At 69.9% G+C, this 20,516-nt stretch carries 20 protein-coding genes and 1 pseudogene; 19 read left to right on the top strand and 2 right to left on the bottom strand.

The window, feature by feature from the left end:
• Nucleotides 1-76 precede the first annotated feature (76 nt).
• Entirely contained in the window at nucleotides 77-649 is a 573-nt protein-coding gene (locus ACWCO8_RS21145; protein ID WP_451033502.1) for a hypothetical protein, read from the top strand.
• Between the two features lie 4 nt (nucleotides 650-653).
• On the opposite strand, the gene ACWCO8_RS21140 is transcribed toward ACWCO8_RS21145, so the two are convergent.
• Nucleotides 654-965 carry a ferredoxin gene (locus ACWCO8_RS21140; protein WP_451033501.1) on the bottom strand — a complete coding sequence of 104 codons (312 nt, stop codon included), beginning with the start codon at nucleotides 963-965 and terminating at the stop codon, nucleotides 654-656.
• A gap of 256 nt (nucleotides 966-1,221) precedes the next feature.
• On the opposite strand from ACWCO8_RS21140, the gene arc reads away from it, so the two are divergent.
• The 6 genes and pseudogenes from arc to prcA all read left to right on the top strand — a co-directional run bounded on the left by arc (nucleotide 1,222) and on the right by prcA (nucleotide 6,956).
• Nucleotides 1,222-2,988, top strand: a complete 1,767-nt coding sequence (gene arc, locus ACWCO8_RS21135) for a proteasome ATPase (RefSeq protein WP_362004462.1) — start codon at nucleotides 1,222-1,224, stop codon at nucleotides 2,986-2,988.
• A gap of 177 nt (nucleotides 2,989-3,165) precedes the next feature.
• The gene (dop, locus tag ACWCO8_RS21130; protein ID WP_451033500.1) at nucleotides 3,166-4,677 is read left to right on the top strand and encodes a depupylase/deamidase Dop; all 1,512 of its coding nucleotides are present in this window, start codon (nucleotides 3,166-3,168) and stop codon (nucleotides 4,675-4,677) included.
• A gap of 146 nt (nucleotides 4,678-4,823) precedes the next feature.
• Complete coding sequence (locus ACWCO8_RS21125; protein WP_175439096.1) at nucleotides 4,824-5,036, top strand: ubiquitin-like protein Pup; 213 nt, start codon at nucleotides 4,824-4,826, stop codon at nucleotides 5,034-5,036.
• Nucleotides 5,037-5,174: 138 nt separating this feature from the next.
• Nucleotides 5,175-5,231 (top strand): annotated as a pseudogene (locus tag ACWCO8_RS21120) (hypothetical protein); the annotation flags it as partial.
• Nucleotides 5,232-5,309: 78 nt separating this feature from the next.
• Complete coding sequence (prcB, locus tag ACWCO8_RS21115; protein WP_451033634.1) at nucleotides 5,310-6,149, top strand: proteasome subunit beta; 840 nt, start codon at nucleotides 5,310-5,312, stop codon at nucleotides 6,147-6,149.
• A 45-nt stretch (nucleotides 6,150-6,194) separates the two neighbouring features.
• Nucleotides 6,195-6,956: a proteasome subunit alpha gene (gene prcA / locus ACWCO8_RS21110; protein ID WP_384509316.1), complete on the top strand. Its 762-nt coding sequence runs from the start codon at nucleotides 6,195-6,197 to the stop codon at nucleotides 6,954-6,956.
• Nucleotides 6,957-7,034: 78 nt separating this feature from the next.
• Here the strand turns inward: prcA and ACWCO8_RS21105 are convergent, their stop codons facing one another.
• Nucleotides 7,035-8,051 (bottom strand): LacI family DNA-binding transcriptional regulator, encoded by a 1,017-nt coding sequence (locus tag ACWCO8_RS21105; RefSeq protein WP_451033499.1) that lies wholly within the window; start codon nucleotides 8,049-8,051, stop codon nucleotides 7,035-7,037.
• A 126-nt stretch (nucleotides 8,052-8,177) separates the two neighbouring features.
• On the opposite strand from ACWCO8_RS21105, the gene ACWCO8_RS21100 reads away from it, so the two are divergent.
• The 12 genes from ACWCO8_RS21100 to ACWCO8_RS21045 all read left to right on the top strand — a co-directional run bounded on the left by ACWCO8_RS21100 (nucleotide 8,178) and on the right by ACWCO8_RS21045 (nucleotide 20,421).
• On the top strand, nucleotides 8,178-9,500 hold the full coding sequence (locus tag ACWCO8_RS21100) for an MFS transporter (protein ID WP_451033498.1): 1,323 nt from the start codon (nucleotides 8,178-8,180) through the stop codon (nucleotides 9,498-9,500).
• 9 nt (nucleotides 9,501-9,509) lie between these two features.
• Nucleotides 9,510-10,871, top strand: coding sequence for a Pup--protein ligase (pafA, locus tag ACWCO8_RS21095; protein WP_137990376.1), 1,362 nt, complete (start codon nucleotides 9,510-9,512; stop codon nucleotides 10,869-10,871).
• A 118-nt stretch (nucleotides 10,872-10,989) separates the two neighbouring features.
• Complete coding sequence (locus ACWCO8_RS21090) at nucleotides 10,990-11,928, top strand: FKBP-type peptidyl-prolyl cis-trans isomerase (protein ID WP_362004478.1); 939 nt, start codon at nucleotides 10,990-10,992, stop codon at nucleotides 11,926-11,928.
• Nucleotides 11,929-11,988: 60 nt separating this feature from the next.
• Entirely contained in the window at nucleotides 11,989-12,369 is a 381-nt protein-coding gene (locus ACWCO8_RS21085; RefSeq protein ID WP_362004480.1) for an FKBP-type peptidyl-prolyl cis-trans isomerase, read from the top strand.
• A gap of 176 nt (nucleotides 12,370-12,545) precedes the next feature.
• Nucleotides 12,546-13,502, top strand: a complete 957-nt coding sequence (locus ACWCO8_RS21080; RefSeq protein ID WP_362004482.1) for a helix-turn-helix transcriptional regulator — start codon at nucleotides 12,546-12,548, stop codon at nucleotides 13,500-13,502.
• 17 nt (nucleotides 13,503-13,519) lie between these two features.
• A complete protein-coding gene (locus ACWCO8_RS21075; protein ID WP_451033497.1) occupies nucleotides 13,520-14,476 on the top strand; it encodes a helix-turn-helix transcriptional regulator in 957 nt (318 codons plus the stop codon).
• Nucleotides 14,477-14,549: 73 nt separating this feature from the next.
• Complete coding sequence (locus tag ACWCO8_RS21070) at nucleotides 14,550-14,813, top strand: hypothetical protein (protein ID WP_362004487.1); 264 nt, start codon at nucleotides 14,550-14,552, stop codon at nucleotides 14,811-14,813.
• Nucleotides 14,814-14,848: 35 nt separating this feature from the next.
• Nucleotides 14,849-15,046, top strand: coding sequence for a hypothetical protein (locus ACWCO8_RS21065; RefSeq protein WP_451033496.1), 198 nt, complete (start codon nucleotides 14,849-14,851; stop codon nucleotides 15,044-15,046).
• A 229-nt stretch (nucleotides 15,047-15,275) separates the two neighbouring features.
• Nucleotides 15,276-15,557, top strand: a complete 282-nt coding sequence (tatA, locus tag ACWCO8_RS21060; protein ID WP_362004492.1) for a Sec-independent protein translocase subunit TatA — start codon at nucleotides 15,276-15,278, stop codon at nucleotides 15,555-15,557.
• 108 nt (nucleotides 15,558-15,665) lie between these two features.
• Nucleotides 15,666-16,577: a twin-arginine translocase subunit TatC gene (gene tatC / locus ACWCO8_RS21055; protein ID WP_451033633.1), complete on the top strand. Its 912-nt coding sequence runs from the start codon at nucleotides 15,666-15,668 to the stop codon at nucleotides 16,575-16,577.
• Between the two features lie 42 nt (nucleotides 16,578-16,619).
• Nucleotides 16,620-17,510, top strand: a complete 891-nt coding sequence (locus tag ACWCO8_RS21050; RefSeq protein WP_451033495.1) for a diacylglycerol kinase — start codon at nucleotides 16,620-16,622, stop codon at nucleotides 17,508-17,510.
• 82 nt (nucleotides 17,511-17,592) lie between these two features.
• Nucleotides 17,593-20,421, top strand: a complete 2,829-nt coding sequence (locus ACWCO8_RS21045) for a DEAD/DEAH box helicase (RefSeq protein WP_451033494.1) — start codon at nucleotides 17,593-17,595, stop codon at nucleotides 20,419-20,421.
• The last annotated feature ends 95 nt before the right edge of the window (nucleotides 20,422-20,516 follow it).

The following is a 20,516-nucleotide window of genomic DNA, read 5'->3' as shown; positions in this document are numbered from 1 at the left end:
CCTGTTCCACCCGCCTGTGACGTGTGGCACGATGCCCGCAACTCCTTCCGCGCCATCCTCACAGGAGACAGCCCGCGTGCAGCACCCCGCCGTCCCGGACCTCGCGCACACCCACGCCCGGCCGGTGCACTGGCTGGCCACCGCGACCGCCATGGCCGCCGTCGTCGCCGCCGCAGGCCTGCTGCAACCCGGCGCGGCCACCGCCACCTCCGCCGCCCCCGGCGGCGAACCCGCCACCACGCGCCCGGCCCCCGACGCGTCGTCGGCCGACTATCCGCTGGAGTGCGGGGGAGCCCCCGTCAAGGTCGCGCAGCGCGCGAGCGGGGACCTCGACGGCGACGGACAACCCGAAACCGTCGCAGTCGTACACTGCGAAGCCGGCTCGGGCACACCCCCGCACGCCGTCTACGTCCTCACCCACGCCAAGACGGGCCCGCACGCGCGCGTGGTCGCCACGCTCGTCGAGCCCACCCAGCAGAAGAACGTCACCGGCCTCGTCGTACGCGACAGGGCGGTCACCGCCACCCTGCTCGGCTACTCGTCCCCCGAGGTGCCCAGTTGCTGCCCCGACGAGCGCGAGGACGTCAGCTGGCGCTGGCAGGGCGGAAGCTTCGTACGCACCGCCGGCGCCGACGCGCGGAGTGTGTGATCGGTCACTCGGCGTCAGGGCCGTAGACCTCGACCCTGTCCGAAACCCGGCGCACGTGGATGCAGTCGCCCGGGCACTCCTTCGCGGAGTCCACGACGTCCTGCAGCAGCGGCAGCGGCACCGGGGTCGACGCCCCCACGTCCTGCAACAGCTCGTCGTCCGCGCTCTTCACATACGCGAGCCCGTCGATGTCCAGCTCGAAGACCTCGGGAGCGTACTGCGCGCAGATCCCGTCCCCGGTGCAGAGATCCTGGTCGATCCAGACCTCCAGCGCCTCGCCGGCGCCCTCCGTCGGGGCCTCGTTCCGCACCGTCATGTCCCCTGCCGTTCCTGAGCGTCGAAAAAAGATCGTTCTTCTAAGTCCGGCCAAGCCTGACGGGTGTTGACCACTGATGACGATACAACCGCCCGCTTTCCGATGTTGATGGGTGGGTATTCACCTGGCGTGAGGGGAAGCGCAAGGGTGAAGATCGGACACACCCCGACAGTCTTTATTGATCTAGGGGTTTCAATCGACACCCACGCAGGTAGGGTCAGGAAGCGTCCAGCTCCCCTTGGAGGAGGTGAGGACCGTGGCAGCCCACGACGACGACATCAACCGCGGCATCCGGCCGGGGCGGGGGTCTGAAGACCCCGCCGGCCAGGTTGCCTATCTCGAGCAGGAAATCGCCGTCCTGCGCCGCAAGCTCGCCGACTCTCCGCGTCATACGAGGATTCTCGAAGAGCGGATCGTCGAGCTGCAGACAAACCTGGCCGGCGTGTCCGCACAGAACGAGCGGCTCGCCAACACACTCCGTGAGGCCCGCGACCAGATCGTGGCTCTCAAGGAGGAAGTCGACCGGCTCGCGCAGCCGCCGGCCGGCTTCGGAGTCTTCCTGCAGGCCGTCGAGGACGGAACCTGCGACATCTTCACCGGCGGCCGCAAGCTCCGGGTGAACGTCAGCCCCAGCGTCGAGCTCGAAGAGCTCCGGCGCGGCCAGGAAGTCATGCTCAACGAAGCGCTCAACGTGGTCGAGGCCATGGAATTCGAGCGCGCCGGGGACATCGTCACCCTCAAGGAGATCCTCGAGGACGGCGAGCGCGCCCTGGTGGTCGGGCACACCGACGAGGAACGGGTGGTCAGGCTCGCCGAGCCGCTGCTGGACATCACCATCCGCCCCGGCGACGCCCTCCTGCTCGAACCCCGCTCCGGCTACGTCTACGAGGTGGTCCCCAAGAGCGAGGTCGAGGAACTCGTCCTCGAAGAGGTCCCCGACGTCGACTACGACAAGATCGGCGGCCTCGGCGGCCAGATCGAAATGATCCGCGACGCCGTCGAGCTCCCGTACCTCTACCCGGACCTCTTCAAGGAACACGAGCTCCGGCCCCCGAAGGGCATCCTGCTCTACGGCCCGCCCGGCTGCGGCAAGACGCTGATCGCGAAGGCCGTCGCCAACTCCCTTGCCAAGAAGGTCGCCGAGGTGACCGGGCAGCCCGCCGGGAAGTCCTACTTCCTGAACATCAAGGGCCCCGAGCTCCTCAACAAGTACGTCGGCGAGACCGAGCGGCACATCCGCCTCGTCTTCCAGCGTGCCCGGGAGAAGGCGAGCGAGGGCACCCCCGTCATCGTCTTCTTCGACGAGATGGAATCCCTCTTCCGCACCCGTGGATCCGGAGTCAGCTCGGACGTCGAGAACACGATCGTCCCCCAGCTGCTCGCCGAGATCGACGGCGTGGAAGGCCTGGAGAACGTCATCGTCATCGGCGCCTCCAACCGCGAGGACATGATCGACCCCGCGATCCTGCGGCCCGGCCGGCTCGACGTCAAGATCAAGATCGAGCGCCCGGACGCGGAGGCCGCCAAGGACATCTTCGCGAAGTACCTCACCGCCACGCTCCCGCTGCACTCCGACGACCTCTCCGAGCACCACGGGTCCAAGGAGGCCGCGGCCCACGGAATGATCCAGTCCGTGGTCGAGCAGATGTACGCCGAAACCGAGGAGAACCGCTTCCTCGAGGTCACGTACGCCAACGGCGACAAGGAAGTCCTCTACTTCAAGGACTTCAACTCCGGAGCGATGATCCAGAACATCGTCGACCGGGCCAAGAAGATGGCCATCAAGGCCTTCCTCGACCACAACCAGAAGGGCATCCGCGTCTCCCACCTCCTCCAGGCCTGCGTGGACGAGTTCAAGGAGAACGAGGACCTGCCCAACACCACCAACCCCGACGACTGGGCCCGGATCTCCGGCAAGAAGGGCGAGCGGATCGTCTTCATCCGCACCCTCGTCACCGGAAAGCAGGGCGCGGACACCGGACGCTCCATCGACACGGTGGCCAACACCGGTCAGTACCTGTAGATCGCACACCGGCTGCGGAGGTCCGGACCCTCGGACCTCCGCAGCCGGACGCTTTTCCCCGCGACATCCCGCGGGAATGACGCAATCGATCTCCCCACCGGCGCGGAGTCGCTCTAGGCTCGTCGGTACTTGTAGCGCCGCACCCGATGGGGAGCGCCGCCGGGCAAGGAGGGCCGCATGACCGTACGGCGAGTAATGGGCATCGAGACGGAGTACGGGATCTCCGTTCCGGGCCATCCCAACGCCAATGCCATGCTCACCTCGTCCCAGATCGTCAACGCCTACGCGGCGGCGATGCACCGGGCGCGCCGCGCCCGCTGGGACTTCGAGGAGGAGAACCCGCTGCGGGACGCCCGCGGCTTCGACCTCGCCCGCGAGGCCGCCGACTCCAGCCAGCTCACCGACGAGGACATCGGCCTCGCCAACGTGATCCTGACCAATGGAGCCCGGCTCTACGTCGACCACGCCCACCCCGAGTACAGCGCCCCCGAGGTCACCAACCCCCGCGACGCCGTCCTCTGGGACAAGGCCGGCGAGCGGATCATGGCGGAGGCCGCCGAGCGGGCAGCCCAGCTGCCCGGGGCCCAGCCCATCCATCTGTACAAGAACAACACCGACAACAAGGGTGCCTCCTACGGCACCCACGAGAACTACCTGATGAAGCGGGAGACGCCCTTCTCGGACATCGTCCGCCACCTCACCCCGTTCTTCGTCTCCCGCCAGGTCGTCACCGGCGCGGGGCGCGTCGGCATCGGCCAGGACGGCCGCGAGCACGGCTTCCAGATCAGCCAGCGCGCCGACTACTTCGAGGTCGAGGTGGGTCTGGAGACGACCCTGAAGCGCCCCATCATCAACACCCGCGACGAACCGCACGCGGACGCGGAGAAGTACCGCAGGCTCCACGTGATCATCGGCGACGCGAACCTCTCAGAGATCTCCACGTACCTCAAGCTGGGCACGACGGCGCTGGTCCTGTCCATGATCGAGGACTCCTTCATCAACGTCGACCTCGCCGTCGACCAGCCCGTCCGCACCCTCCACCAGGTCTCCCACGACCCCGGACTCCAGCACCTCGTCACGCTCCGCAGCGGCCGCACACTCACCGCGGTCCAGCTCCAGATGGAGTACTTCGAGCTGGCCAGGAAGTACGTGGAGGAACGCTACGGCGCGGACGCCGACGAGCAGACCAAGGACGTCCTGATCCGCTGGGAGGACACCCTCAACCGGCTCGAGAACGACCCGATGAGCCTCGCCGGCGAACTGGACTGGATCGCCAAGCGGGAGCTCATGGAGGGCTACCGGCGCCGCGACGGCCTCGAGTGGGACGCCGCCCGCCTGCACCTCGTGGACCTCCAGTACGCGGACGTACGCCCCGAGAAGGGCCTGTACAACCGTCTGGTGGCCCGAGGGCGCATGAAGCGGCTCCTGGACGAGACCGAGGTCGAGAGGGCCGAGACGAAGCCCCCGGAGGACACCAGGGCCTACTTCCGGGGCCGCTGTCTGGAGCAGTACGCCGACGACGTGGCGGCCGCGTCCTGGGACTCGGTCATCTTCGACCTCCCGGGCCGCGACTCCCTCCAGCGCGTCCCCACCCTGGAGCCCCTGCGGGGCACCAGGAACCACGTCAAGGAACTCCTGGACCGCTGCCGGACCGCGGAGGAACTGGTCCGCGTCCTTTCCGGCGGCTGAGGCGAGCCTGAAATACCCGGGCACTGGGAATCATGGGACTAGTGCCCGGACGTTGTACGAAACTGCGGGGCCGAAGTCAGACCTGGCTTGTAGGGTCTGATCTTGAGAGACCCAACCGAGCGGGCGATTCGAGCGGGGTGAGGGATATGGCGACCAAGGACACCGGCGGCGGACAGCAGAAGGCGACGCGTTCCACGGAGGAGGTCGAGGAGACGACCGCGGAGGCGAGCTCCGACCTCAAGGAACGCCAGGAGAAGCTGAGCGACGACGTGGACTCCGTGCTGGACGAGATCGACGACGTCCTCGAGGAGAATGCCGAGGACTTCGTGAGGTCCTTCGTGCAAAAGGGCGGCCAGTAATCCTCTGACCTTCGAATCGAAGGTGGGGGCGGGTGACGGAATGAGTCACCGGACGGTGCGGGCCGCAGCGCCCGCACCGCCCGGTCACGGACGACGCACCGAGCGCCGGTACGGCCGGACGCTGTCCCCGAAGCCGATGTGGATCACCGTCACGAGCCGGGTAGGGTCCGTGACGTACCGTGCTTCAACTGCAATGCGGCCAAGGCAAATGGCATGCCGGGAGACGACCCCGGCAGACCGCGTCGGGCCATCTCAATACTTGGAGGGACACGCGTGGAAGCCAACACTCGTAGCACCGGGCGTCTACCAGCTGCCTTCCTGACGCCGGGCTCGTCCTCGTTCCTGGACTTCCTCGCCGACCACTCGCCGGAGATGCTCCCGGGGAACCGGAAGCTGCCGGAGGGGGTCGTCGAGGCGCCGCACGGCACCACGATCGTCGCCGTCACCTTCCCGGGCGGTGTCGTGCTCGCCGGTGACCGGCGGGCGACCATGGGGAACATGATCGCGCAGCGCGACATCGAGAAGGTGTTCCCGGCCGACGAGTACTCGGCGGTGGGCATCGCCGGTACGGCCGGTCTCGCCGTCGAGATGGTCAAGCTGTTCCAGCTGGAGCTCGAGCACTTCGAGAAGGTGGAGGGCGCGACGCTCTCCCTGGAGGGCAAGGCGAACCGCCTGTCCACGATGATCCGCGGCAACCTCGGCATGGCCATGCAGGGGCTGGCCGTCGTCCCGCTCTTCGCCGGCTGGGACGAGGGCAAGGAGAAGGGCCGGATCTTCTCCTACGACGTGACCGGTGGCCGCTCCGAGGAGCACGGTTTCGCCGCCACGGGTTCGGGTTCGGTCTTCGCCCGGGGTTCCATGAAGAAGCTGTACCGCCCGGATCTGACGGAGGAGCAGGCGACGACGCTCGTCGTGCAGGCCCTCTACGACGCCGCCGACGACGACTCGGCGACCGGCGGCCCGGACCTGTACCGCCGTATCTATCCCATCGTCACCGTCATCACCGACGAGGGCTTCCGCAGGCTCAACGAGGACGAGTCCTCGGCGCTCGCCCGCTCGGTCACCGATCGGCGCCTGGAGCAGCCCGACGGCCCGCGCGCGGCCCTGCTCTGACCCCTCGTCGTCCGTAGAACCCCAGAAGAAAGGGACGGGTAGCCGGTGTCGACTCCGTTCTATGTCTCACCCCAGCAGGCCATGGCCGACCGGGCGGAGTACGCCCGCAAGGGCATCGCCCGCGGCCGCAGTCTGGTCGTCCTGCAGTACACCGACGGCATCGTGTTCGTCGGTGAGAACCCGTCCCGGGCGCTGCACAAGTTCAGCGAGATCTACGACCGGATCGGGTTCGCGGCGGCCGGCAAGTACAACGAGTACGAGAACCTCCGGATCGGTGGTGTGCGCTACGCCGATCTGCGGGGCTACACCTACGACCGTGACGATGTGACGGCCCGTGGGCTTGCGAACGTGTACGCGCAGACGCTCGGCACGATCTTCTCCAGTGCGGGGGAGAAGCCGTACGAGGTGGAGCTGGTCGTGGCCGAGGTGGGCGCGGAGCCCGACGGTGACCAGATCTACCGGCTGCCGCACGACGGGTCGATCGTGGACGAGCACGGCTCGGTCGCGGTCGGTGGCAACGCGGAGCAGATCAGCAGCTTCCTCGACCAGCGGCACCGCGACGGGATGTCGCTCGCCGAGGCGCTGAAGCTTGCTGTGCAGGCCCTGTCGCGGGACACCAACGGCAGCGAGCGGGAGATTCCCGCGGAGCGGCTCGAGGTGGCGGTCCTGGACCGTACGCGTCCGCAGCAGCGCAAGTTCAAGCGGATCGTCGGACGCCAGCTGAACCGCCTCCTGGAGGCGGACAACGCGGCGATCGCGAAGACGGACGACCCGTCGGACGAGATCGTGGAGGACTCGGAGGAGTAGCCTTCGGAGCCTTCGAGCATGTGTGGCGAAACCCCGGTCCGCTTCGGCGGCCGGGGTTTCGTCGTGTTCGGGGTGGGCTCAGGCCGGGGCCGGGCCCGAGGAGTCGCGCGGCATGAGGGTGACGGGAAGGTCCCCGGGCTCCGGGCTCCGACCCGCCAGGACGGCCAGGAGGGCGTCCATGCCGCGTTCGCCGATCTGTTCGGCGGGGAGTCGGACGGTGGTGAGTTCCGGCTCCACGGCGGTGGCGAGGGCCAGGTCGTCGAAGCCGGTGACCGAGACGTCCTCGGGGACGCGCAGGCCGAGCCGGCGCGCGGCCTTGCAGGCGCCGGCGGCGAGGATGTCGTCGTCGCAGATCAGGGCGGTGGGGCGGGGGCCCGGCCCGGTGAGGGCCTGTTCGGCGGCGGCGCGGGCCCCGTCCACGTCGAGGGGCGCGCGCACGGTACGGACGTGGGCACCGCTCAGCGCGTCGGCGAGCGCTGCCGCGCGCACGTCGAAGGTCCAGGACGGTACGGCCGAGGCGAGGTGGACGAACCGGCGGTGGCCGAGGCCGAGCAGGTGGGCGGTGACCTGGCGCATGCCGTCGGCGATGTCGAGGTTCACATGGGCTGCGGCGCCCGTCTCGGAGGGGTCGCTGTCGAGCATGACCAGGGGCAGGTCGGTCCCGTGGAAGGCCTTGAGGGCTTCGGTGGCCATGGAGGAGGCGATGATCCCGTCGAGCGCGGCGCGCGCGGAGGCGAAGGGGTCCTTGGCGGGCCCGACGCCGTCGGGGGAGGGGTAGAGGACCACGCCGAAGCCGTGGCGGGCGGCGACGGTGGCGGCTCCGGTGTAGACGCGGGCGAAGAACTCGTTGGTGAGGGCGGGGACGACGAGCAGCGCGGTCCGCGTGCGGCCGAGGCGGAGGTTGCGGGCGGCGAGATTCGGCCGGTATCCGAGGGTGCGGGAGGCTTCGCGGACGGCGTCCGCGGTGCGCTCGGAGACCCTGCCGCGCCACTTGTCGCCGAGGACGAGGGAGACGGTGGCCTGTGACACCCCTGCGGCGGCGGCGACGTCCCGGCTGGTGGGTCTGGCCGCGCCGGGGGAGTCTGGGGTCTGCACTGGTGCCTCCGTGAGAGGTGGTCGCCGAGCGCGGGGGTGGACCCGCGGGTTGCGGCCATGGTACGTATGACCTCTGTAGTTATACGTAAAACCTCGGGGGTGGGTACCGGGGGAGAGGAGACGGACATGGCCACCGAGGCCAAGGAGAGCGGCGGCTATCTCGACATACTCAGGGCCCCGCACGCCCTGCGACTGCTCACCGGCACCCTCGTCGGCCGGCTCCCCAACGGCACCGGGCCCATCGCCATCGTGCTCTTCGTCCGCTCCGAGGGCGGCAGCTTCAGCCTCGCGGGCGGTCTCACCGCCGCGTACGGCATCGCCACCGCCGTCGGCCAGCCACTCCTCGGCCGTGCCGTCGACCTGAAGGGCCAGCCGCGCGTCCAGCTGCCCGCGGCGCTGATCTCCGCGCTCGGGATGATCGTCCTCGCCGTGGCCGGAATCAGCCCCCTTGTGCTCGCCTACGCGGCCGTCGTCGTCGCCGGGCTCTTCACCCCGCCCCTCGAAGGCGGGCTGCGCGCCCTGTGGCCGAGCGTCCTCGGCCGCGAGGACCGGGTCCACCGGGCGTACGCCCTGGACGCCGTGGCCCAGGAGGTCATGTTCACCGTCGGACCGCTCCTGGTGACGCTCCTGGTCGCCCTCTGGTCCCCGGCCGCGGCCCTCCTGGTCATCAACGTCCTCGGGGTCCTCGGCGCGCTCTCCGTGGTCCTCTCCGAGCCCTCGCGCGCGTGGCGCTCGGCGCCCCGCGAGGCGCACTGGCTCGGCGCCCTGCGCTCGCCGGGCCTGCTGGCGCTGCTCGGCTCGTTCTTCTTCGTGGGGCTGGCCCTCGGCTCGATCACCGTCTCGGCCCTCGCCTACGCCGACGAGCGGGGCCATGAGGCGGCGTACGGCTGGCTGATGGCCGCTCTCGGCCTCGGCGCGCTGATCGGCGGCGTCGCCTACGGTGCCCGCCGTTGGTCGGGCGCTCCCGAGCGCCGTCTGACGGTCATCGTCGGCCTGCTCGCCCTCGGCTACCTGCCCCTCATGCTCACCCCGGGTGTCCTGCCGATGACGGCCCTCGCCGCGCTCTCCGGTCTCTTCCTGGCCCCGGCCCTCGCGTGCGGCTTCATCGTGGTCGACCGGCACGCGCCCGCAGGCACCGTCACGGAGGCCTTCTCCTGGCTCGTCACCACCTTCGGCGTGGGGGCCGCGCTCGGCTCCGCCGTCGCGGGACCGGCGGTCGAACTCGCCGGAACGACCGCGGGCTTCGCCGTCGCGGGAGGCGGCGGCCTGGTGGCCCTCCTGGTGCTCCTCGCGACCGGCCGGGTGCTGCGGGTGCCGGGCCGCAGCGTGCGACACGCCGTCAGCGCGGGCCCCGTCGAGGTCGGACACGCCGAAAGGAACGAGGGCCCATCGGAAAATGATCGGAACGGGGCTGTCGAACCCGGTTTCAGCTCAGGCCATCAGGCGTAATGTTCAGACATGGACCGCCGCATTTTCGGGCTGGAGAACGAGTACGGCGTCACGTGCACGTTCAGGGGACAGCGCCGACTGTCACCTGACGAAGTGGCGCGCTACCTCTTCCGCCGTGTCGTGTCATGGGGCCGCAGCAGCAATGTCTTCCTGCGGAACGGCGCCCGCCTCTACCTCGACGTGGGATCGCATCCGGAATACGCAACACCCGAATGCGACAACGTGACCGAACTGGTCACGCACGACAAGGCCGGCGAGCGCATTCTCGAAGGTCTGCTCGTCGACGCCGAACGCCGCCTGCACGAGGAGGGAATCGCCGGCGACGTCTATCTCTTCAAGAACAACACCGACTCGGCCGGAAACTCCTACGGCTGCCACGAGAACTATCTGGTCGCCCGGCACGGCGAGTTCTCGCGGCTCGCGGACATCCTCATTCCCTTCCTCGTCACCCGACAGCTCATCTGCGGCGCCGGAAAGGTGCTCCAGACGCCGAGGGGCGCGGTCTACTGCGTCTCGCAGCGGGCCGAGCACATCTGGGAGGGCGTCAGCTCGGCGACGACCCGTTCCCGACCCATCATCAACACCCGTGACGAGCCGCACGCGGACGCCGAGCGCTACCGCCGGCTGCACGTCATCGTCGGCGACTCGAACATGTCCGAGACGACCATGCTGCTGAAGGTCGGAGCGACCGACCTCGTGCTGCGCATGATCGAGGCGGGCACGGTGATGCGCGATCTGACACTGGAGAACCCGATCCGGGCGATCCGTGAGGTCAGTCACGACATCACGGGCCAGCGCAAGGTCCGGCTCGCCAGCGGCCGTGAGGCCTCCGCCCTGGAGGTCCAGCGGGAGTACTACGAGAAGGCCGCCGACTTCGTCGACCGCCGTGGCATCCGTACGGGCACGGTCGCCCAGGTCCTGGAGCTGTGGGGCCGTACGCTCGACGCGATCGAGGCCGAGGACCTGGACCGGATCGGCACCGAGATCGACTGGGTCATGAAGTACAAGCTCATCGAGCGGTACCGGGCGAAGAACAACATGACCATGTCGCACCCCCGGGTCGCGCAGATAGACCTCGCCTACCACGACATCCACCGCCGCCGGGGGCTGTACTACCTCCTGGAGCGGAAGGGGCAGGCGGCCCGGATCTGCAACGACCTGAAGATCTTCGAGGGCAAGTCGGTGCCCCCGCAGACCACCAGGGCGCGGTTGCGCGGCGACTTCATCCGCCGTGCGCAGGAGCAGCGACGGGACTTCACCGTCGACTGGGTCCACCTCAAGCTGAACGATCAGGCCCAGCGCACGGTGCTGTGCAAGGACCCGTTCCGTTCGGTCGACGACCGGGTGGAAAAGCTGATCGCCGGAATGTAGGACGACGCTGTACGAAGTGCCAGGGCCCCGTGCGTGTGACGTGCGGGGCCCTTGGCCTGCTCGGGTGGTCCCCTAGAGTGTCGGACAACTACTGTGCCGTCTGAGATCTGAGGAACACGTGCGCCGACTTGCCGGCCTACTGGTCGTCCCACTGCTGCTGCTCTCGACAGCGGCGTGCGGCAGCGACGACAAGGGCTCCGATAACGCCTCGATGAAGAACGGACTGCCCGCCATCACCGCGGGTGAGAAGTTCGGGGAGAAGCCCACTCTTGCCAAGGGTGAGGGCGATCCGCCGAAGGAACTCAAGGTCAATGTGATCAGCGAGGGCGACGGCGCCGTCACGAAGAAGGGCGACGCGCTCCAGGTGAACTACCTGGGCCAGGCCTGGGACTCCACCACGCCCTTCGACAACAGCTTCGACCGCGGGCAGCCGTTCGACCTGACGCTCGGCGCCGGTCAGGTCATCAAGGGCTGGGACCAGGGTCTCGAGGGCCAGAAGGTCGGCAGCCGCATCGAGATCGGCATCCCGCCGGAGCTCGGCTACGGGGCGCAGGGCCAGGGCGACATCAAGCCGAACGCCACCCTCGTCTTCGTCGTGGACATCCTGAAGTCGACGACGATCCCGAAGTCCGCCGAGGGCACCGAGGTCGCCCAGGAGAACAAGGACCTGCCGAAGGTCGGTACGAACACCGACGGCAAGGCCCCCTCGCTGACGGTGCCGAAGGTCGACCCGCCGACCAAGCTGGTCTCCAACTACATCCTGGAGTCCAAGGGCGAGGTCGTCGCGGGCACCGACACGGTCGTGGTGAACTACGTCGCCGCGCTGTGGAAGGACGGCAAGGTCTTCGACTCGACGTACCAGACGGGCAAGACCGCGAACTTCCCGCTGGAGCAGCTGACCCTGAAGGGTCTCAAGGACGGCATCACCGGCAAGAAGGTCGGCAGCCGGGTCCTGATCGTCGCCCCGCCGGCGGAGGCGTTCGGCGACAAGGAGCAGCAGGGCATCCCGAAGAACTCGACGCTGGTGTTCGCCGTCGACATTCTGGCGAAGATGTAAGACTGTCCCCGTCGCGCAGTTCACCGTTGCGCGGTTCATGAGTTTGAGGAGCACACTGCAGTGAGCATTGAGAAGCCCGAGATCGACTTCCCGGGCGGCGAGCCGCCGAAGGACCTGGAGATCAAGGACATCTGGGAGGGCGACGGCGAGGTGGCCGAGGCCGGCGACGCCGTCAAGGTCCACTACGTGGGTGTGGCCTTCTCCACCGGCGAGGAGTTCGACGCCTCCTGGAACCGCGGCAGCGCGCTGGACTTCCGGCTCGGTGTCGGTCAGGTCATCGCGGGCTGGGACCAGGGTGTGCAGGGCATGAAGGTCGGCGGCCGCCGCCAGCTGGTCATCCCCGCCCACCTCGCCTACGGCGACCGGGGCGCGGGCAACGCGATCGCCCCCGGCGAGACGCTGATCTTCGTCTGCGACCTGGTCGGCGTCAAGAAGGCCTGACCGGATCGGCTCGGTCACCCGCTGACCGTCGCCGGTCGGCCACGCGCTGACCGGATCCGCTCGAACGAGGGCCCGTGCCTGTCCAGGCGCGGGCCCTCGGCTTTTGCCACGACACCCCGGGGCGGTACGGTCGGATGTCCCCGAAGTCAATCCGGCAGAAGAGGTGCAGGGCGTCGATGGCGATTGCCAAGGCCGAGCGGCTGATGAATCTGGCCCTCTGCCTGCTCGGGACCCGCAGGCCGCTCAGCAAGCGTGAGCTGCGCGGCTCCATCGAGGCCTACATGGAAGCCGGTACGGACGACTCCTTCAACCGGATGTTCGAGCGGGACAAGGACGATCTGCGCGAACTCGGCCTGGTCATCGAGACCGTCGAGAACCTGGAGGGCGAGACCGGCTATCTGGCCCGCCGCGACTCCAACCGCCTGCCTCCGATCACCCTGGACGCCGAGGAGGCCGCGGCGCTCGGTCTGGCCGCCCGGGTCTGGCAGCAGGCGCGGCTCGCCGGGGCCGCCAGCGGCGCCCTGCAGAAGCTGCGCGCCGCCGGCATGCCCGAGGCCGAGGACTCGTACGACGCCCAGCACAGCGCCCTCGAACCGCGCATCCCGGTCCACGAGACCGCGTTCGAGCCCCTGATGCTGGCCTGCCGCGACCGCCGCCCGGTCGTCTTCGACTACCGCAAGGCCACCGCCGCCCGGCCCGAGACGCGCCAGGTCGAGCCGTGGACCCTGGAGTGCTGGCGCGGCCACTGGTACCTGGCCGGCTGGGACCGCGACCGGGGCGCCGAGCGCGTCTTCCGGCTCTCCCGGATCACCGGCAAGGTCCGCTCCCGGGCCGGCGCGTTCACCGCGCCCGTGCCCGACGTCGTCACCGTCCGCGAGACGGTCGAGAGCTGGGCCGGGGAGACCGCGACGCGTTCCGCCAGGATCCGGCTGCGCGCCGGCAGCGGCTACCCGCTGCGGGCCCGCGCCCAGTCCGTACGGGAGGGCGCGGACGGCTGGGACGAGCTGGAGATTCCGTACGGGCACGGCCTGGACGCCTGGCTCGTGGAGTTCGGTCCCGATGTGGTCGTACTGGAGCCCGCGGATCTGCGGGCCGACGTGGTGGACCGGCTGCGCGCCGTGGCCAAGGGCTGAAGGGGGAGACGTACAGCATGGCTGCGAACGCGATCGACCAGACGAGGCGGATGCTCTCCCTCGTCACCTATCTCCGCGAGCGTCCCGGCGCGCATGTCGCCGATGTGGCGCGCGCCTTCGGGATCACCGAGGACGAGCTGATCTCGGACCTCGACGTGCTGCCGATGTGCGGCACGAGCTTCCGCGGCGGCGACCTGCTCGACATCGACACCGACGGCGACCGGATCTGGTGGCACAACCCGGACGACGTGGCCGAGCCGCTGCGGCTCGCCGCCGACGAGGCGACGGCCCTGCTGGTCGCCGCGCGGGCCGTGGCGACGCTGCCCGGGCTGCGCGAGGGCGACCGGGAGGCCCTGCTGCGGGCCACCGCGAAGCTGGAGACGGCGGCCGGTGAGGTCGCCGGGGCGAGCGCGCGGCTCTCGGTGACCTTCGAGTCCGAGGGCGGTGTCTTCGCCGAGGTGGACCGGGCGATCTCGGAGCGCAGGCGGCTGTGGGTGCGGTACTACTCGCCCGCCCGCGACGAGCTCACCGAGCGCGAGGTGGACCCGATCCGGCTGTTCGCCGTCGGGCACACGTACATGGAGGCGTGGTGCCGGCTCTCGGAGGCCCGCCGCACCTTCCGGCTCGACCGGGTCGCCGAGATCCGGATCCTGGACGAGCAGTCCGCGCCGCCGGAGATCGAGCTGCGGGACCTGTCGGAGGGGCTGGTCCAGCCGTCCGCCGAGGACCCCGAGGTCGTCGTCGAGGTGGGTCCCGGCGGCCGCTGGGTCGCGGAGTACTACCCGCACGACCGGGCCGACGAGCTGCCCGACGGCGGGCTGCGGATCACGCTGCGGACCCCCGCCCCAGCCTCGCTGCGGCGCCTCGCGCTGCGGCTCGGCAGCGACGGGCGGATCGTCTCTCCGCAGGACCTCGCCGACAGCGCCCGGGAGGCGGCGGCCGCGGCGCTCGCGGCGTACGAGAGCCAGGCGTGAGGCGCGGGGGAGACGCGGGCGTGAGGCAAGGGGGAGAGCCAGGCGTGAGGTACGGGAGAGACAGGGGAGAGGGATGAGGGATATGTCCGTGATGCACGGAATGACTGCTTCGATCGCACCGGTCTTCTTCAAGGCCGCCTGCCCCGACTGTCGCGCCCGCTTCGAACTCGCCGCGGGCTCCCTGCGCCTGGCCATCGGCGCCAGCAGCCGTACGACCTTCTACTCGTTCACCTGCCCCGAGTGCGGCAGCTCCGTCCGCAAGCCCGCCGGTGAGCGGATCGTCGAACTCCTCACCGGAGGCGGCGTCCGCACCCTGCGGCTGCACTCCACCGTCTGACGTCCCGACAGCCGCGCACCGTCTAGGCTCGCCCCATGTTCTGGCCCATGCTCGCCATCGTCCTCGGATTCCTCGGCATCGCCGTCCTCGGAGTCCTCGGCATCAAGGTCTTCCTCGAAGCCCAGCGGCTCGGCCGCCAGGTGACCCGCACCACGGAGCGCATCAACCGCGCCGCCGAGGAGCTCGAGCGGGCCGCCGAGGACCTGACCCGGACCGGCGGCGCGCTGCGCTGAGGGGCTGTCCGGCGGCCGGTAGTGCTCTCCTCCCGCCGCGCGGCGCGGGGTACGCTCGTGAGCGCGGCCCTGATCAAGAGGTGCGGGCCGCAAACGGGTGTACGCACGGGGATTGCCCTGCGTTTACTCGTGCGCGTTACGATCGCTGACGGTCGGGGTTCGGGCACCAGTCCGGGCGGCGACCACCAGCACCATCCCAGCCGCCTCGATGAGAAGGTAGACCACGCTTATGTTCCGTCAGATCGGTCCCCTCGAGATCAGCCTGATCCTCCTTGTCATCGTGCTCCTCTTCGGCGCCAAGAAGCTCCCCGAGATGGCCCGTTCCCTCGGCAAGTCGGCGCGCATCCTGAAGAGCGAGGCCAAGGCGATGAAGAGCGAGGGCGGCCAGCAGCCCGCCCCCGCCGACCCGCCGGCCGAGCAGCCCGCCGCGCAGCGCACCATCAAGGCCGCGCCCGGCGACGTCACCTCCGCCCGCCCCGTGACCGAGCCCTCGGACACCACGCAGCGCTGACCCCGTTCGACCCCAAGGCCGCGTCGCATGCCGGCCTGCCGCACGAGATGAGGACGTGGGTTGCTCAAGCCTGCCCGCACGAAGAAGGAGAAGGATCCCGAGGGGCGGATGCCGCTCGTGGAACACCTGCGCGAGCTCCGTAACCGGGTCGCCAAGGCGATGCTCGCGGTGGTCGTGGCCTCGGTCGTGGCCGCGTTCTTCAGCCAGCAGCTGATGGACTTCCTCTCCTCGCCCGTCCCGAAGTGCCCGCCCGGCACCTCGATCGCCGACAACACCGGCGGGCGCTGCGTCGTCATCGCGTACCAGACCGTGCTGTCGCCCTTCACCTCGACGGTGAAGGTGGTCATGCTCGCGGGTCTGCTCGCCGCCTCCCCGGTCTGGCTGTACCAGCTGTGGGCGTTCGTCGCGCCCGGCCTGCACAAGAGCGAGAAGCGGTACACGTACTACTTCGCGGCCGTCGCCGTGCCCCTCTTCGCCGCCGGCGCCTACGTCGCGTACCTGATCATGCCGGTCAGCGTGAAGGTGCTGATCAGCATCACGCCCGACGTCGCATCGAACTTCGTCTCGCTCGACGACATCCTGGACTTCACCACGCGCATGGTGCTGGTCTTCGGTGTCGCCTTCGAGCTGCCCCTGCTGCTGATCATGCTCAACATCGCCGGCGTCGTGACCGGCAAGCGCATGGCCGGCTGGTGGCGCGGTGTGATCATGGGCGTCTTCGTCTTCGGCGCGGTCGCCACCCCTTCGACCGACCCCTTCGGCATGATCGCCCTCTCCGGGCCGATGATCGTCCTCTACTTCATCGCGGTCGGCGTCTCGGTCCTCAACGACCGACGCCGGGCCCGCAACAATCCGGACGCCGAGCTGGACGACGACGAGGCCTCCAGCCTGGACCTCACGCCCGAGGCCGTCGGCGCCGTCGAGCCCGTTGGAGCGTCCCGCGCCCTTCCGGAGCAGTCCACCGGGCAGGCCGACGGCGGCAGGGCGCTCGGTCCCGGCAGTTACGACGACGTCACCTGATCTTGTAGGGTCCTCCCCCCAGACTCCTCCGGGGGGACACCCATGACCAGCGAGATCACCCTCTTCGTGAATCCCACCGCGGGACGCGGCCGGGGCGCGCACGCCGCGCAGCCGGCCGCTCGCGCGCTCCGGGACGCCGGATTCTCCGTCCGTACCGTCCTCGGCGCCGACGCGGAGGACGCCCTGCGGCGGGCCCGTGAGGCCGTCGCGGGCGGCACCGGCGCACTGGTCGCCGTCGGCGGCGACGGCATGGTCTCGCTCGCCCTCCAGGCCCTGGCGGGCTCCCGTACGCCCCTCGGGGTGGTGGCCGTCGGCACTGGCAACGACTTCGCCCGCTCCCTCGGCCTGCCCGTCCGCCGACCGTCGGCCGCCGGGCGGCTCGCCGCCGAACTCCTCAAGGGCGGCGGCGGACGCGACATCGACCTCGGCCGGGTCGGCGACCGCTGGTTCGGCACCGTCCTCGCCTCCGGCTTCGACTCGCGCGTCAACGACCGCGGCAACCGGATGCGGCTGCCCGTCGGACGGTTCAAGTACGACCTCGCCATGATCGCCGAGCTCGCCGCCTTCCGGCCCGTCCCGTACCGCCTCGTCTTCGACGACGGTACGGAGAGGGAGGTCGAGGCGACCCTGGTGGCCGTCGGCAACGGGACGTCGTACGGCGGCGGGATGCGGATCTGCGCCGACGCCCGCATGGACGACGGCCTCTTCGACGTCACCGTCGTCGGCGAGTGCAGCCGTACGACGCTGATCAAGGTCTTCCCGAAGGTCTACCGGGGCACCCACCTCGACCACCCGGCCGTCACGGTCCACCGCGTCCGGTCCGTCACCCTCGACGCCCCCGGCATCACCGGCTACGCGGACGGCGAGCCGCTCGGACCGCTGCCGCTGACCGCCGAGTGCGTACCGGGGGCGCTTCGGGTGCTGGCGCCGTGACGGGGCTCCGTGGGGGCCGGATTTCGCTCGCTCGTTAAAGATCGCGTCACTGTCAGAGGTGGCGGGTAGGCTCGACAACAAGATGACAGAGGACCTCACACCAGCCGAAGCGTACGCAGCCGCTCGCGCCCGCAACGCCGAGCAGGCCACCGCGCTGGCCCCCTTCCGCGAGATGTACGAGTTCGGTCTGGACCCCTTCCAGATCGAGGCCTGCCAGGCCCTCGAAGCGGGCAAGGGCGTGCTCGTCGCCGCGCCCACGGGCTCGGGCAAGACCATCGTCGGCGAGTTCGCCGTCCACCTCGCCCTGCTCCAGGGGCGCAAGTGCTTCTACACGACACCGATCAAGGCGCTGTCGAACCAGAAGTACGCCGACCTCGTGAAGCGGTACGGCCCCGACAAGGTCGGCCTCCTCACCGGCGACAACAGTGTCAACGGAGACGCCCCGGTCATCGTCATGACCACCGAGGTCCTCCGCAACATGCTCTATGCCGGTTCCCAGGCGCTCAGCGGCCTCGGATACGTGGTCATGGACGAGGTGCACTACCTCTCGGACCGCTTCCGCGGCGCCGTCTGGGAGGAAGTGATCATCCACCTCCCCGAGTCGGTGACGCTGGTCTCACTCTCCGCGACCGTCTCCAACGCCGAGGAGTTCGGCGACTGGCTGGACACCGTGCGCGGCGACACCGAGGTCATCGTCTCCGAGAGCCGTCCCGTGCCGCTGTGGCAGCACGTCCTGGCCGGGCGCCGGATGTACGACCTCTTCGAGGAGGAGACCGACCACGGCGGCCGCGCCGCGTCCCGCCGCGAGGTCAACCCCGACCTGCTGCGCCTGGCCCGCACCGAGAACACCCGTACGTACAACCCGCGCGAGCGGCGGCGCGGCAAGATGGTCCGCGAGGCCGACCGCGAGCGCGAGCGCCGGCAGCGCTCCCGCATCTGGACGCCCGGACGGCCCGAGGTCATCGAACGCCTCGACGCCGAAGGGCTCCTGCCCGCCATCACGTTCATCTTCAGCCGGGCCGGCTGCGAGGCCGCCGTCCAGCAGTGCCTGTACGCCGGACTCCGGCTCAACAACGACGAGGCGCGGCTGCGCGTCCGCGAGATCGTCGAGGAGCGCACCGCCAGCATCCCGACCGAGGACCTGCACGTCCTCGGGTACTACGAGTGGCTTGAGGCCTTGGAGCGCGGCATCGCCGCCCACCACGCCGGCATGCTGCCGACCTTCAAGGAGGTCGTCGAGGAGCTGTTCGTCCGCGGCCTCGTGAAGGCGGTCTTCGCGACCGAGACCCTCGCGCTCGGCATCAACATGCCCGCACGGTCCGTGGTCCTGGAGAAGCTCGTCAAGTGGAACGGCGAGCAGCACGCCGACATCACCCCCGGCGAGTACACCCAGCTCACCGGGCGCGCCGGGCGGCGCGGCATCGACGTCGAGGGGCACGCCGTCGTCCTGTGGCAGCGCGGTCTTGACCCCGGCCACCTCGCCGGACTCGCGGGCACGCGCACGTACCCGCTGCGGTCCAGCTTCAGGCCCTCGTACAACATGGCGGTCAACCTGGTCGACCAGTTCGGGCGGCACCGCTCGCGCGAGCTGCTGGAGACCTCGTTCGCGCAGTTCCAGGCGGACCGGTCGGTCGTCGGCATCTCGCGCCAGGTCCAGAAGAACGAGGAGGGCCTCGAGGGCTACCGCGAGGGCATGACCTGCCACCTCGGGGACTTCGAGGAGTACGCGCGGCTGCGCCGCGACCTCAAGGACCGGGAGACCGAACTGGCCAAGCAGGGCGCCGCGCAGCGCCGAGCCGCGGCCGCCGCGTCCCTGGAGAAGCTGAAGCCGGGCGACGTCATCCACGTGCCCACGGGCAAGTTCGCCGGGCTCGCCCTCGTCCTCGACCCGGGGATCCCGGCCGGGCGGACCAACGGCCACCGCGGCTTCGAGCACCACGACGGGCCCCGCCCGCTCGTGCTCACCGCCGAGCGTCAGGTCAAGCGGCTCGCCTCGATCGACTTCCCGGTCCCGGTGGAGGCGATGGAGCGGCTGAGGATCCCGAAGTCCTTCAACCCCCGCTCCCCGCAGTCCCGTCGGGACCTCGCCTCCGCGCTGCGGACCAAGGCCGGGCACCTGAACCCGGACCGGCACCGCAAGCAGCGTTCGGCCGCCGCCGACGACCGCGAGATCAACCGGCTCCGTACCGAGCTGCGGGCGCACCCGTGCCACGGCTGCGACGAGCGCGAGGACCACGCGCGTTGGGCCGAGCGCTACCACCGGCTGCAGCGCGACACCAAGCAGCTGGAGCGGCGCATCGAGGGGCGGACGAACACCATCGCCCGTACCTTCGACCGGATCGTCGCGCTCCTCACCGAGCTCGACTATCTGCGGGGCGACGACGTCACCGACAACGGCAAGCGGCTCGCCCGGCTCTACGGCGAACTCGACCTGCTGGCCAGCGAATGCCTCCGCGACCGGGTCTGGGAGGGCCTGACGCCGCCCGAACTGGCGGCGTGCGTCTCGGCGTTGGTGTTCGAGGCCCGGCAGTCCGACGACGCCGTGGCGCCGAAGCTTCCCACCGGGAACGCCAAGGCCGCGCTCGGCGAGATGGTGCGGATCTGGGGGCGGCTCGACGCCCTGGAGGAAGAGTTCAAGATCAACCAGGCGGAGGGTGTCGGTCAGCGCGAACCGGACCTCGGCTTCGCCTGGGCCGCCTACCAGTGGGCCTCCGACAAGGGGCTCGACGAGGTCCTGCGGGAGGCCGAGATGCCCGCCGGTGACTTCGTGCGCTGGTGCAAGCAGGTCATCGACGTCCTCGGGCAGATCGCGGCCGCCGCGCCCAAGGAGAACAGCACGGTCGCCAAGAACGCCCGCAAGGCGGTCGACTCGCTGCTGAGGGGTGTGGTGGCGTACAGCTCGGTGGGCTGACGCAACATCAAGTCGCTTGTAGGGGCCCGTGGTTGACGCCGGATCGGCGCGCTGCGGGCCCTTCGGCTTGTGCGGCGCGGGCGGGTTGTCCGGAT

It is taken from the genome of Streptomyces sp. NPDC001927, from assembly GCF_053594455.1.
Note: the sequence above shows the minus strand (reverse complement) of the source record. Positions and strands in the feature narration are given on the sequence as shown.